Source organism: Sphaerisporangium dianthi (assembly GCF_042654065.1).
GTDB classification, from domain to species: Bacteria; Actinomycetota; Actinomycetes; order Streptosporangiales; family Streptosporangiaceae; genus Sphaerisporangium; species Sphaerisporangium dianthi.
In genome coordinates, this window is the sequence record NZ_JBHSFP010000007.1 from 223,024 (window position 1) to 236,803 (window position 13,780).

9 protein-coding genes are annotated in these 13,780 nt (G+C 68.1%); 3 read left to right on the forward strand and 6 right to left on the reverse strand.

The annotated features are described in order from the left end of the window. Positions 1-100 precede the first annotated feature (100 nt). Positions 101-511 (reverse strand): hypothetical protein, encoded by a 411-nt coding sequence (locus ACFO60_RS13760; protein ID WP_380840515.1) that lies wholly within the window; start codon positions 509-511, stop codon positions 101-103. Positions 512-1,025: 514 nt separating this feature from the next. Here ACFO60_RS13760 and ACFO60_RS13765 point away from each other — a divergent pair. The 3 genes from ACFO60_RS13765 (at position 1,026) to ACFO60_RS13775 (ending at position 6,975) form a co-directional block, all read left to right on the forward strand. Then, positions 1,026-2,006, forward strand: coding sequence for a LysR family transcriptional regulator (locus ACFO60_RS13765; protein WP_380840516.1), 981 nt, complete (start codon positions 1,026-1,028; stop codon positions 2,004-2,006). 914 nt (positions 2,007-2,920) lie between these two features. Continuing rightward, positions 2,921-4,381: a non-reducing end alpha-L-arabinofuranosidase family hydrolase gene (locus ACFO60_RS13770; RefSeq protein WP_380840612.1), complete on the forward strand. Its 1,461-nt coding sequence runs from the start codon at positions 2,921-2,923 to the stop codon at positions 4,379-4,381. Positions 4,382-4,644: 263 nt separating this feature from the next. Continuing rightward, a complete protein-coding gene (locus ACFO60_RS13775; RefSeq protein ID WP_380840517.1) occupies positions 4,645-6,975 on the forward strand; it encodes a beta-L-arabinofuranosidase domain-containing protein in 2,331 nt (776 codons plus the stop codon). Between the two features lie 64 nt (positions 6,976-7,039). Here the strand turns inward: ACFO60_RS13775 and ACFO60_RS13780 are convergent, their stop codons facing one another. From ACFO60_RS13780 to ACFO60_RS13800, 5 genes are all read right to left on the reverse strand, one after another. Further along, entirely contained in the window at positions 7,040-9,193 is a 2,154-nt protein-coding gene (locus ACFO60_RS13780) for an alpha-glucuronidase (RefSeq protein ID WP_380840518.1), read from the reverse strand. Positions 9,194-9,274: 81 nt separating this feature from the next. Then, positions 9,275-9,961 (reverse strand): DUF624 domain-containing protein, encoded by a 687-nt coding sequence (locus tag ACFO60_RS13785; RefSeq protein ID WP_380840519.1) that lies wholly within the window; start codon positions 9,959-9,961, stop codon positions 9,275-9,277. Positions 9,962-10,159: 198 nt separating this feature from the next. Further along, a complete protein-coding gene (locus ACFO60_RS13790) occupies positions 10,160-11,806 on the reverse strand; it encodes an ABC transporter substrate-binding protein (RefSeq protein WP_380840520.1) in 1,647 nt (548 codons plus the stop codon). 59 nt (positions 11,807-11,865) lie between these two features. Continuing rightward, a complete protein-coding gene (locus ACFO60_RS13795) occupies positions 11,866-12,738 on the reverse strand; it encodes a carbohydrate ABC transporter permease (RefSeq protein ID WP_380840521.1) in 873 nt (290 codons plus the stop codon). Beyond that, on the reverse strand, positions 12,735-13,727 hold the full coding sequence (locus ACFO60_RS13800; protein WP_380840523.1) for an ABC transporter permease: 993 nt from the start codon (positions 13,725-13,727) through the stop codon (positions 12,735-12,737). Before ACFO60_RS13800 ends, ACFO60_RS13795 begins: the two co-directional genes overlap by 4 nt. Positions 13,728-13,780 lie beyond the last annotated feature (53 nt).

Consider the following 13,780-nt stretch of genomic DNA (forward strand, 5'->3'; position numbering starts at 1 on the left):
CTCCCAGGCGGCTTCCGGCTCCCCGGCAACATGAGAGCCCCCGCCGCGGCGGGGGCTCTCATGGCGCGGAATATGCTCGATGGCCTTACTCACCAACCGCCTACGACCGCCGGTAGGTTCGTGTGGATCCGCACCCGCCACCGCACAGCTTCATGTCGATTTCTTGGATACCCCCCGCCGGTCCCACCTTCTCGAAGTTGAATGATCTGCACCCGCTGGTGACTGAACGACTTTCCAAATCGCCGAAAGAAACGCGTCCCGCAAGGTAGAATTCGAACCACACCGAGGTGTTCGCGCCACCGCTGTAGTCGCACACCTCGCCCTGAATCCTGACCGATCGGTAGTCGATCCACGTGATGGAGCCTGTCGTGTTGCCAAGGTCGTCGCGAATACGGAAGGAGCTCACGGAATCGGCGTGGGCCGGCGCCGCGCCGAGCCCTGCCGCCGCGAATATCGCGACGATCGCGAGAGCGATCCCGGCCTTGAGGCTTTTTACCATTCTCTCCTCCATTTACCTCGACGATGAGAATTCATCGACGTGATCCGTCCTGGCGGCGGCGAACGTCAGCCCCCGTGATGCGTTCGCCGCCAGATGAAATGTCATACAAGCGAGGCTCGTAGCACCACCGTTACGGCCATGAGCATCTTGTCGCCATTGATAACCTTCACGTCATGACCGCTGACGGGAAGCTCCCCCGGGAGTCGCCTCAGCAGATCCGGCCTGATTTGTTCCGCATCTCAGGCTGATCGCGATGCGGCCGAAAATACCGTCACCCCACACCCCCGCCCGGAGGGCACGGCGTACGGCCGCGTGGCCGGAAATGCTCGCTCACACGCTCCGCCGCCCTGAACCGCTCGTCGCCACTGTTGTGCGAGCCGCGACGGTCGCCCAGGGCGCGTCCCGAGCCGACGCGGCCGGCGGCCGACCGTGATCGGCAAGAGGGAGCGGGAAGGGGCGCACGACCGCAAGAGGGGTTCCAGTGGCCTTATCAGCGACGTAACAGTCAAGTGACTAGTTTTTCTCCATGACCCCCGCCCTCGGCCCCACGCACGCAGCCAAGGACTTCCGCTCGCACACCGACATCGTTCACGGAGCGACCAGAAGCGAGGTGAGCACTCATCAGATACGCCTCTTCCTCGCCCTGGCCGAGGAATTGCATTTCGGAAGAGCCGCGGCACGGCTGTGCATGACCCAGCCGGCGCTGAGCCGCCAGATCCAGGCGCTGGAACGACGCCTTGGAGTACCGCTGTTCGTCCGCGAGGGCCGCGCGGTGCGTCTGAGTGACGCGGGCCACGCTCTGCGGGGTGAGGCGCAGGCCGTCGTCGACGCGACGCACCGGTTGCGCGAGAAGGCGGACCAGTGGGTCCGCACCCTCACCGGCCATCTGGTCGTCGGAACGTTCGCCGCCGAGTCGGCGATGCCCTATGCCCAGCCGATCCTGCGGAACCTGCGCACCCGGCACCCCCATCTGAGCATCGAAGTGCGCACCTCGAACGTGACCTGCCACCTGACGCAACTGCTCGAAGGCAGAGTGGACGTCGCCTTTCTGCGCCCACCGGTCCCGGCCGGCGTCCAACTGCTGCGGCTTTCCAGCGAACCCCGGGTCGCCTGCGTCTCAGCCGATGACCCTCTCGCCGGACGAGACTCGGTGTCGGTCACCGATTTCGCCGGACACACCTTTCCCGACTACCCGCCCCAGATTCCGCGACCGTGGCGGAACCACTGGGCCGAAGACCCCCGCCCCGACGGGACCCCGGTGCGATATGGGCCCGTGTTCCACGACCTGGAAGACCTCCTGCTCGCCATCGCCAGAGGCGAGGTGGTGTCCTTCATCCCCGAAGCGGCGCGCCGCCTCTTCCCCCGGCCAGGCGTACGCTATCTCGACGTGATCGACCTGTCCCCCTGCACGTCAGCACTGGGATGGCTCGCCGCCCATGGCGACCGTCCCGTCGTCGCGGCCGCACGAGAGGCCGCCGCGAGCTGGCTCAGGAGCACCGCCCTGTAGGCATCCCTGGCCGCGATCGCCGGCCCGCACCACCGCCCCGGCCTGTTCGTCGGCCGGTGGACCACTTTTCATCGACATGCCATGCCGGGAGGGTGGCGGACCTCGCCGCCGAAGCTCCGGCCATGCCGTCTCCCGCCGCCTCGGGGCGTGGTCTCCGATGAACGTTTCAGCACCGCGCCGCCCGCGGGGCCGTGCTTCCGCGGCCTCTTCGGCCGAGATGAGCGCACCGCGCCGGCCGACGGCGCCGGGCGTCCGGAACCCCGAGTGTTGACGGGACATGCCGCTTCGTATTCGCGCCGCGCACCATCACCCGAGCGACGGACTCCGCACAGCGATCTAAGGGAATCCCGGTCTCTGATCGGCGCCTCTTGACCGCCATTGACTTCGCCAGACCGATCACTCAGGATGTGTCGTAACTTACCGGACATAAGCACGAAACGTCCGACCCGGACGGGATGACCATTCGTCCCTTCGGGCCGGATAAGGCCATGTGGCCGACTAGATGGTGCGCCGGCCCCGATCCGGGGGCGGGGTACGCGATTGAACCGCTCCAGGCTAAGGCGGTGTTTGTTAGCGCTAACATTCTTTATCGGCATCCTGTGTCCATATCTCATGTATACCCAGCTGAACGGCTGGTTCTGCCGCTAGTTCGCTTATGTTAGCGCTACCATCCCGGCGGTGAGTTCAGCTGCCCGCCGCACCGCGGAAACCGCGGTCGCGATAACCGTCGCATGCGTGTCCGGCCGACCGGCTCATGCGATGTGAACGGCCATTTTGGCGGGCTGAAAGGCCCATGCAAATCGAAGGAGAACGAAATGGTTGGCATTGATACGGTGCCTCGGGGCTCCCGATGGCGGCGGCGTGACCTACGGTCATTGATCGCCGTTCTGGTGACGGCCGTCCTGGCGGGCTCCATGCTCGTATTGGGCAACACGACGGCGTCGGCGGCGAGCGTCGACACCACCGCCTGGTACGTGCTGGTCAACCGCAACAGCGGCAAGGCCCTGGACGTGTACAACCTGGCCACCAACGACGGCGCGCGGATCACCCAGTGGACCCGTAACAACGGCAACCAGCAGCAGTGGCAGTTCGTCGACTCCGGCGGCGGCTACTACCGGGTGAAGTCCCGGCTGTCGGGCAAGATGCTGGACGTCTCCGGCTTCTCCACCGCCAACGGCGGGGCCATCGTGCAGTGGAGCGACACCAACGGCACCAACCAGCAGTTCCGCCTCGCCGACTCCGCGGGCGGGTACGTGCGGCTGATCAACCGCAACAGCAACAAGGTCATGGAGGTCCAGGGCGCCTCCACCGCCGACGGCGGCAACATCGTCCAGTACGACGACTGGGGCGGCAACAACCAGCAGTGGCAGCTCGTCCAGGTCGGCGGCGGCAACCCCACGCCGACCCCGACGCCGACGATCACTCCGACGGTCACGCCGACTCCGACTCCGACGCCGACCGGCACGTGCCCGCTTCCGTCGACGTACCGCTGGACCTCGACCGGCGCGCTGGCGACACCGAAGTCGGGCTGGGTCTCGCTCAAGGACTTCACCAACGTCGTCTACAACGGCAAGCACCTGGTCTACGCCACGACGCACGACTTCGGATCGAGCTGGGGCTCGATGAACTTCGGCCTGTTCACCAACTGGTCGGACATGGCCTCGGCTCCCCAGAACACGATGAACTCGGGCACGGTCGCGCCGACGCTGTTCTACTTCGCGCCCAAGAACATCTGGGTGCTGGCCTACCAGTGGGGCGGCACCGCGTTCTCCTACCGCACCTCCAGCGACCCCACCAACGCCAACGGCTGGTCGTCGGTGCAGACCCTGTCCACCGCGAGCATCTCCGGCCCGGGAACCGGGCCCATCGACCAGACGGTCATCGGTGACGGCCAGAACATGTACCTGTTCTTCGCCGGCGACAACGGCAAGATCTACCGGCAGAGCATGCCCATCGGCAACTTCCCGAGCAGCTTCGGCTCCAGCTACACGCAGATCATGAGCGACACGACCAACAACCTGTTCGAAGGGGTCGAGGTCTACAAGATCCAGGGCCAGAACCTGTACCTCATGCTCGTGGAGTCGATCGGCTCGCAGGGCCGCTACTTCCGCTCCTACACCTCCACCAGCCTGGGCGGCTCGTGGACTCCGCAGGCCACCAACGAGAGCAACCCCTTCGCCGGCAAGGCCAACAGCGGCGCCACCTGGACCAACGACATCAGCCACGGTGACCTGGTCCGCAGCAACGCAGACCAGACCAAGACCGTCGACCCGTGCAACCTGCAACTGCTCTACCAGGGTCGTTCCCCCAGCTCCAACGGCGTCGACTACGGCCTGCTGCCCTACCGGCCGGGCGTGCTGACGCTGCAGCGCTGACGGCGTGACGCGGGTCCGGCCCGGGTGTCCTGACGGTCACGGCGAAGGCGTACGCCGGAGGCGATGAGCGTCACCACGGGACCCGGCCGGGACCGGATGGAACGGAGCGGGCGGGCTCGGAGCAAGACCGAGCCCGCCCGCGTCATGAGGAGAGCCCTGATCATCCCGCCGTCCGAGCGAGGCCACCGCCTCGGCGATCACGAGGCGGACGGCCTCGATGCTCCGGATGACGATCGTCCCCCCCTCAATGCTTTGGAGAAGAAGTGTCCCCTTCACCGCTCAGCCGCCGTCAGCTCTTCCAGGCCGCGGGAGTCGCCGTGGCCGCCTCGGCCGTGGGTCAGGTCGCCGGCGCCCCGGCGGCCGAGGCCGTGGTCGCCCCGGCCCGGCCCGACATCGGCGTGGCGGCGTACATGTTCGACCTCGGGCAGGTTCGCCTGACGTCCGGCCGCTGGCTGGACAACCAGAATCGCACCCTGTCGTACCTGCAGTTCGTCGACGTCAACCGCCTGCTGTACAACTTCCGGGCCAACCACCGGCTGTCCACCAGCGGCGCCGCCTCCAACGGCGGGTGGGACGCGCCTTCGTTCCCGTTCCGCACCCACATGCAGGGGCACTTCCTCACCGCCTGGTCCCAGGCGTACGCCGTGCTCGGCGACACCACGTGCCGGGACAAGGCCACCTACATGGTCGCCGAGCTCGCCAAGTGCCAGGCGAACAACGGCGCCGCCGGGTTCGGCTCCGGTTACCTCTCCGGTTTCCCCGAGTCCGACTTCAGCGCCCTCGAGGCGCGCACGCTGAGCAACGGCAACGTGCCGTACTACTGCATCCACAAGACGCTGGCCGGCCTGCTCGACGTGTGGCGCCTGATCGGCAGCACCCAGGCCCGCGATGTGCTCCTCGCGCTCGCCGGCTGGGTGGACCAGCGCACCTCCCGGCTCAGCTCCAGCCAGATGCAGTCCATGCTGGGCACCGAGTTCGGCGGCATGAACGCGGTGCTGACCGACATCTACCAGCAGACCGGGGACGGGCGCTGGCTCACGACGGCGCAGCGGTTCGACCACGCGGCCGTGTTCAACCCGCTCGCCTCGAACCAGGACCAGCTCAACGGCCTGCACGCCAACACGCAGGTGCCCAAGTGGATCGGCGCCGCACGGGAGTACAAGGCCACCGGCACGACCCGCTACAGGGACATCGCGAACAACGCCTGGAACTTCACCGTCAACGCGCACACCTACGCGATCGGCGGCAACAGCCAGGCCGAGCACTTCCGGGCCCCCAACGCGATCGCCGGGTACCTCAGCAACGACACCTGCGAGCACTGCAACACCTACAACATGCTCAAGCTCACCCGCGAGCTGTGGCTGCTCAACCCCGGCCAGGCGTCCTACATGGACTTCTACGAGCGGGCGCTGTTCAACCACATCCTCGGCGCGCAGAACCCGGCGGACGGCCACGGGCACGTCACCTACTTCACCCCGCTCAAGGCCGGTGGCCGTCGCGGGGTGGGCCCCGCGTGGGGCGGCGGCACGTGGAGCACCGACTACAACTCGTTCTGGTGCTGCCAGGGCACGGGGGTGGAGGTCAACACGAGCCTGATGGACTCCCTCTACTCCTACAACGGCAACACGCTGTTCGTGAACCTGTTCCAGCCGTCCACGCTGAACTGGTCCCAGCGCGGCATCACGGTCACCCAGACCACCTCCTATCCTGCGAGCGACACCACGAACCTGCAGGTCACGGGCAGCGTCGACGGCTCGTGGACGATGCGGATCCGCATCCCCGCCTGGACGTCGGGCGCCACGATCAGCGTCAACGGCACGCAGGAGAGCGTGGACACCACGCCCGGCACCTACGCCACCCTCACGCGCTCGTGGACCTCCGGCGACACCGTGACGGTGCGCCTGCCCATGCGGGTGGTCATGAAGGCCGCCAACGACAACGCGAACGTGGCGGCGGTCACCTACGGGCCGCTCGTGCTGTCCGGCAACTACGGCAACACCTCGTTGTCGGCGCTGCCGACCCTGACCACCTCATCGGTCACCCGGACCAGCACGACGGCGCTCACCTTCACGGCCACCGCCAACAACGCGACGGTCAACCTGATCCCGTTCTACGACGCCCATGGGCACAACTACACGGTCTACTGGAACACGAGCGGCGGAGGCGGCGGGGCGTCGAGCCACCGTCTGGTCAACGCGGCCAGCGGCCTGGTGCTGGGCATCCAGAACATGTCCACCGCCGACGGCGGCCTCGCGCTGCAGTGGACCGACAACGGCACCGCCGACCACAACTGGGTGATGATCACCGACGGCGGCAACGTGCGGTTCCGCAACGCCAACAGCGGCAAGGTGCTCGGCGTGGAGAACATGTCCACCGCGGACAACGCCCGTGTCCTGCAGTGGTCCGACAACGGAACCGCCGACCACCGGTGGACCCTGGTCGCCGTCGGCGACGGGACCTACAAGATCCGCAACGTGAACAGCGGCAAGCTGCTCGCCATCCAGAACAACTCCACCGCCAACGGGGCCCAGGCCGTCCAGGACTCCGACAACGGGACCGCCGACAACAGGTGGCGGCTGGTGGCCAACGGCTAGCACCTGGCCGGCGTGACGCCCCGCCGCAGCCCCCCGCCGCTGTGTCCGGCGGGGGGCTGCGGCGTCACGGAATGCGGCGGCCGCGGGCGTCGGGGACTCCGGACTTGCGGAAGAAGTAGGCGTTGACCTGGTCGCGCCACTCCTTCGCGCAGCGGAGTTGCTCGTCGAAGAGCTCCCGCACGCGGGCGTGCAGGGCCGCCGGCACCGATCCGGCGAGCCCCTCCCACAGCGACCGGGCCTCGGCGACCTGCTCCACCCCGGCGAAGTGGGTGTCGTAGATGTGCTGGATGACGGTCGATCCGCTGTGGAGCACGTGCTCGTAGGGGACGTGGTGGAAGAACAGCAGCAGCTCGTTGGGACACCGATCGAGCGACTCGTACACCGCCGACCAGTGCGGCGGATACTGGCCGGCGAAGCCGGTGCCGGTGGCGCGGGTGCGGTCCACCCCGACGCCGTCACGGTCGGCGAAGTGGTAGGTGCCCCATGACGTGTACTCGTACCCGTCCACATCGGGACCGTAGTGATGCTCGGGGCGCACCATGAACCCGACGCCGAGCGGCGCGGTGTAGCGCTCGTAGGTGCGCCAGGAGTCGTCCATGATCGCGTGCAGGGCGCGCCGGAGCGGCTCGCGATCGCCGTGCGCCACCGGCGCGAAGGTGAGGTCGATCCACTCGTCGAGGATCGCGGCCGGGTCCGTCCACGGCGCCCAGGCGAGCCGGCCGAAGGCGTACAGGTTGGCCTGGGCGAGCGGGTGGCCGGTCCAGTACGCGTCGTCGCCCACGTTGGAGACCCCCACGAGGCCTCCCCCCTCGTCCGGCGCCCGCCCGCCGCGCGTCCCCCGTTCGCCGCCCGGCGCGGCGCCCGCGACGATGCGCGCCACGGCCGGCCCGGCGGGCCCGAAGGGCCGGAAGCCGAGCACCTCGCTCCACATGGGGGCGAGGTAGCACACGTGCCGCTGCTGGCCGGTGTACTCCTGCGTCACCTGGAGCTCCACGGCCAGGCGGGTGGACGGCATGGCCGCGATGACGGGCGACACGGGCTCTCGCGCCTGGAAGTCGATCGGCCCGTGCTTCACCTGGAGGATCACGTTGTCCCTGAACAGGCCTTCGAGAGGGGCGAAGTGGTCGTGTGCGGCGCGTGCCCGGTCGGTGGACCGGTCGCGCCAGTCCTGCCGGTGGTCGTACACGAAGGCGCGCCAGTGGACGACCCCGCCGAACGGCGCCAGCGCCTCGGCGAGCACGTTCGCGCCGTCGGCGTGGCTGCGCCCGTACGCGAACGGGCCGGGCCGCCCCTCCGAGTCGGCCTTGACCACGTAGCCGCCGAAGTCGGGGATCGTCTCGTACACGCGCTCGGTGGCCTCCGCCCACCACTTGCGCACCCGCGCGTCGCACGGGTCGCCGGTCGGCGACCCGCCGAGCACGATCGGCGCGGCGAAGTCGACCGCCAGGTGCGTCCGGATCCCGTACGGCCGCAGTTCCGCGGCGATCGCGGCGACGTCGCCGAGCCGGTCCGTCAGCAGGTGAGCCTCCGTGACGTGCACGTTCACGTTGTTCACCGCGACCGCGTTCACCCCGCACGCGGCCAGCAGGCGCCCGTAGGACCGCACCCGGGGAAGGTCGCCGCGCGGGGCGCCGTCCCGCCAGAAGATCGACCCGCCCGCGTAGCCGCGCTCGACCTGCCCCGACTTCGGGTGCACGTCGACGTTGTCCCAGTGGTCGAGCATGCGCCGGCGCATGGCGGGCCGGTGGTGCTCCACCGGGCGCGCCGCCCCGAACGCCGGCTCGCCCAGCCGTACCACGTGGAACAGGCCGTAGAGCAGACCGGCCGGCTCGTCGGCGAGCACCACCGTGACGCCGTCGCGGCGGGCGATGACGAACCCCTCGTCGCCGATCGCGTCATCGGCCCGCCCGCGCCGTCCACGGAACCGGGCGTCGACCTGCTCGGCGACGGCCGGCAGAGGCCCCGCCGCGCGGAGCGCGAGGACGAGGTCGAACGGGCCGCCGGCATGGTCTCCGCGCGCCGGCAGGCCGCGTGCGCCGCCCGGCGCCGCGCGCCGCACGCCGCCGCCGTACCGGGCGCAGGCTCGGGCGACCTCGTCGTGCACGGTGTCGACGAGGAGACCCTCCCCCGATACGAGGGCCCGGCGCGAGCCGATCGGCTGGAAGGCCTCTGGGGGCAGCCACGCCGGATGGACGCCGGTCGGTGCGGGGATGGTCACGAAACTCCTTCGGCCGGGCGGGAGGAACCATAAGGGCCGCCGGTCCGGACGTGTGGTCCGGGCGATGGGCGCCCCACGACTTCAGGCCGTGAAACTCTCGCGCACCTCGGCGATCATCGGCCGGCCGTTCAGGAGCAGCGCCGAGGCGAACACCGAGACCAGCAGCGTGGGCACCGCCTCGGAGGCGACCAGCGTGATGCCGGCCGCCACGACCAGCAGGCCGGCGTTGCCCAAGGAGCCCCGGGGAGAGCGGGTGAGGAAGTACGCGGCCAGGCGGGCCACGTCCCTCGCGCGAAACGCGAACAGGGATGTGATCACCAATGCGTTGGCGCACCAGAGGGTCGCCACCACCGCGATGACGAGCGACACCACGGCCCACCATCCCGGGACGGCTGCGGCGGCGAAGTGCGCGATATTCATCCCGATGATGGTCATCCAGGCCAGGTACGGGATCCAGAGCTTCACGACCCCGCGGAAGCCGGCCTTGTAACCGCGCCAGAACGCCGCCGCCGGATGGAGGTCGGTGAGATCGAGCCGCCGGTGGTGCACGGCGTACAACGCGGCTGAGAGCGCCGGGCCCACCGGCAGCAGGCAGACCGCCGCCAGCGGGACGCCGGCCGCCGTCCGGTCGAGCAGGAGGAGCCACGCCAGGCCGGGCAGGGTGGTGCCCAGGAACAGGAGCTCGACCACGAGCAGGGTGTAGACGAGCGCGGAGGCGCGCGAGAGGGGACCTTCGCCGAAGCGGGGCCCTGCCGTCGCGTCGGTCATCGGGAGGACCCCGGATCGCCGTCCAGGGGCAGGGCCGGATCCGCGTCGTTCGTCACGTCCAGGGGCAGGGCCGGATCCGCGTCGTTCGTCACGTCCAGGAAAGGGTTGCGCATCATCGTCCTTCGTTCACCGCGCCGGCCGTCGCTCCGCCACCCGGGCCGGCCGGCCCCGCCTCAGGGCCGGCCGGCACGGGGACGGTCAGCCGTGCTCCTTCTTGTACCGCTCGGCGGCGCCGTTGACCATGTCGACGAACGACTTCATGTTCTTGCCCTCGAGCTCCTTGACGTAGGCGTCCCACTCGCCGAAGTCGCGCTTGCCGAGGATGAACTTCAGGGTCTGCTGGGTGACGTGGTCCTTCAGCGGCGTCTGCCACAGTGTGATCTGCTCGCGCTCGTCGTCGGTGAGCGGGTGCGGAGGCGGCACCGGCAGGGCCTTCCTGGCGTTCATCTCCTTCTGGAACGCCACCTCCTCCTCGGAGAAGGTCGACTGGAGCAGCTCGGTGCTGCCGCCGTAGGCGAACACGCCGTTGGAGAAGCCGAAGTTCTTCTGCAGGTGCTTCGGCGCCCCGGCGTTGAGCCCGACGAAGTCGACGTCCGAGGCCAGCTTGTACTTCCCGGACGCCTCCTTGGTGTAGGTGACCCCGTCGACGCCCCACTTGGCGAACACCTGGCCCTCGTCGGAGTACCAGAGCCAGTCGATGAACTGCATCATGGCGACGAAGTTCTTGCTGTCGCGGGCCTTCTTGGAGATCATGATGCCGTTCTCCAGGCGGGTGTTCCCGGCGCCGTACTTGATCGGCCCGAGCGGCCCGACGGGCAGCGGGATCTTGACCAGCCTGGCCTTCGGGTTCGCCTTCGCCAGCGGCGGCCGGTACTCGTTGACCAGCGTCTGCGCGTTCGTGCTCATCACGAAGGACTTGCCGGACACGAGCTTCTGGATCGCCAGGTCGTCGGTCTGGGTGAAGCTCTCGGGGTCGAGCAGCTTGTCGGCGACCAGCGTGCTGAGGTACTGCAGCATCTGCTTGTATTGGTCCATGGCGCCGTTGAAGGCGAACTTCTGGGTGGCCGCGTCCCAGTACACCCCTTCTCCGTAGCCCCAGCCTCCGGGAGCGCCGTAGGAGACGCCGATGATGTTGAGGAGGTTCGCGCCGGGCTGGAGGGTTCCCCAGCGGTCGGTCATGGGATAGGAGTCGGGGTACTCCTCCTTCATCGCCTTCAGCACGGTGCGCAGTTCGTCCCAGGTCTTCGGGATCTGGAGCCCGAGCTTGTCCAGGATGTCGGCGCGGACCGCCAGGGAGTAGTCCACCCAGTAGTCCTCGTGGAGCCCGGGAAGGACGTAGAAGCGGCCGTCCGACTGCCGGAGCGTGTCCAGGTCAGGCTGGAGGTTCCACTTGGCGACCTTCTCCTTGAAGTTCGGCATCAGGTCGAGGTAGTCGCTGACCGGGAGGATGGAGCCGGAGGCGACGAAGGGCGTCTCCTGGCTCGGGTAGGTCTTCGGGATGATGAACGGGGCGTCGCCGGCGCCGATCATCAGGCTGCGCTTCTTCTCGTAGTCGCTGAGCGGCACCACGCTGGGCTGGAAGGTCACGTTGGTCCGCTTGGTGACCTCCGACCAGAACAGCCAGTCGTTCTTGATCGGATAGAACGGGTGGTTGTTGTACAAGACGGTGAACGAGAGCGGCGCGGCGGCCTTGAACTGCTTGCCGGCGCCGTAGTCGGGCATCGCGCCGTCCCGGTTCGCCGAGAAGTCGTCACCCTTCTTCTTGGCATCGTCGCTGCCGCAGGCGGCAACTGCGAGGAACGCGCCAAGGGCGACGATCGCCTGACGCCGGTTCATCTGGTACATGGCAGTCCTTTCGCGAGGACGGGGGGTGTTTGAGGAGGACCGCGGGCGAGCCTGCCGGGCTATCCCTTGACCGCGCCGAGCATGACTCCCGAGACGAAGTACCGCTGGACGAAGGGGTAGATCCCCACGATGGGAAGGATGGTGAGCACCATCGTCACCGACGTGATGTTGGCCGCCACCGTCAGATCGTTGGCGTCGGCGCCGACGGACGTCGCGGTGGTGGCGCCGGCGATCAGGTTGCGCAGGAAGACGGTCACCGGGAAGAGGTCCGACTGACTCATGTAGAGGAAGGCGGCGAACCACGAGTTCCAGAAGGCGACGGCGTAGAAGAGCAGCATCGTGGCGATCACCGCCTTCGACAGCGGCAGCACGATCCGGAGCAGGATGCCGTAGGTGTTCATGCCGTCGATCGCGGCGGCCTCCTCCAGCTCGACCGGCAGCCCTTCGAAGAACGCCTTCATGACCAGGAGGTTGAAGACGTTGATGGCGTTCGGCAGCACGACCGCCCAGATGCTGTCCCGCAGTCCGATTCCGGTGATCAGCACATAGTTGGGGATGATGCCGCCGGAGAAGAACATGGTGAAGACGGCGATGCCGATGAGGAGCTTGCGGCCCCGGAGATGCTTCTTCGACAGGACGTAGGCGTAGCAGGTGGTCAGGACTATCGCGATGACCGTGGCGACCGCCGTGTAGACCACGGTGTTGCGGTAGTTCGTCCAGAACGTCGGGTCGGAGAGCACGTACTGGTAGGTCGTGAAGGTGAACCCGCGGGGGAAGAGGTTGACCTGACCCGACCGGATGGCGTTCTCGTCGCTGAACGAGCGGGCGATGATGTTGACGAAGGGGTAGAGGGTCACGATCACGATGCCGCCGAGGATGACGGCGTTGGCCCACCGGAACACGCGGTAGGCCCTGCTGTTGTCCACTGTCACCACAGGCTCGTCCCCACTGTGCGGCGGGAGATCAGGTTCGCCGAAAGCACCAGCGTCAGCCCGATCAGGGCCTCGAACAGGCCGATGGCCGCGGCGTAGCTGAAGTTGTTGGACTCCACGCCCATGCGGTAGAGGTACGTGGAGATCACGTCCGCGGTCGGGTACGTCAACGGGTTGTAGAGCAGGAGCACCTTTTCGAACCCGACCGCCATGAACGTGCCGATGTTGAGGATCAGCAGGGTGACCGCGGTCGGCCGGATGCCGGGGAGCGCCACGTGCCAGACCTGCCGCCACCGGCCCGCGCCGTCGATGCGGGCCGCCTCGTACAACTGGTCGTCGATGGTCGTGAGCGCCGCGAGGTAGAGGATGGTCCCCCAGCCGACGGTCTGCCACACCTCCGAGGAGACGTAGATCGCGCGGAACCACTCCGGCTGCTGCAGGAACGCGATCGGGTCGTCGCCCACCACGCGCAGCAGCTGGTTCACCGGCCCGTCGAGCGACAACAGCTCGATGACGAAGCCGGCCGCGACCACCATCGACAGGAAGTGCGGCAGGTAGGACACCGACTGCACGAACCGCTTGAGGCTCCGGTTCCTGACCTCGTTGATCAGCAACGCGAGCATGATCGGCAGCGGGAAGCAGAACAGCAGGGTCAGCGCGCCGAGGGTCAGCGTGTTGGTGAACACGTGCCAGAACGTCGGGTCGTTCAGGAACAGCCGCACGTAGCGCAGGCCGACCCATTCCTCGCCGAGCACGCTGCCGCCGGGCTGGAACTTCCGGAAGGCGATCACGTTGCCGATCATCGGCAGGTACCGGAAGATCGCGAAGAACACGAGCGGGACGATCGCCAGCGAGTACAGCTGCCAGTCGTGACGCAGCGCCTGACGCCAGGTGCGCTTCGGATAGCGCTTTCCGCGTGCCGCGCCGGGCGTGGCGCCGCGCGGATCCCGAGTGCCGGACGAGGCGCCGGTCACTCTGGTGGCGCTCATCCTCGCGCCTTCGGTCTCACTCGGTGGATTCGCGCCGGCGGCCATGACCACCG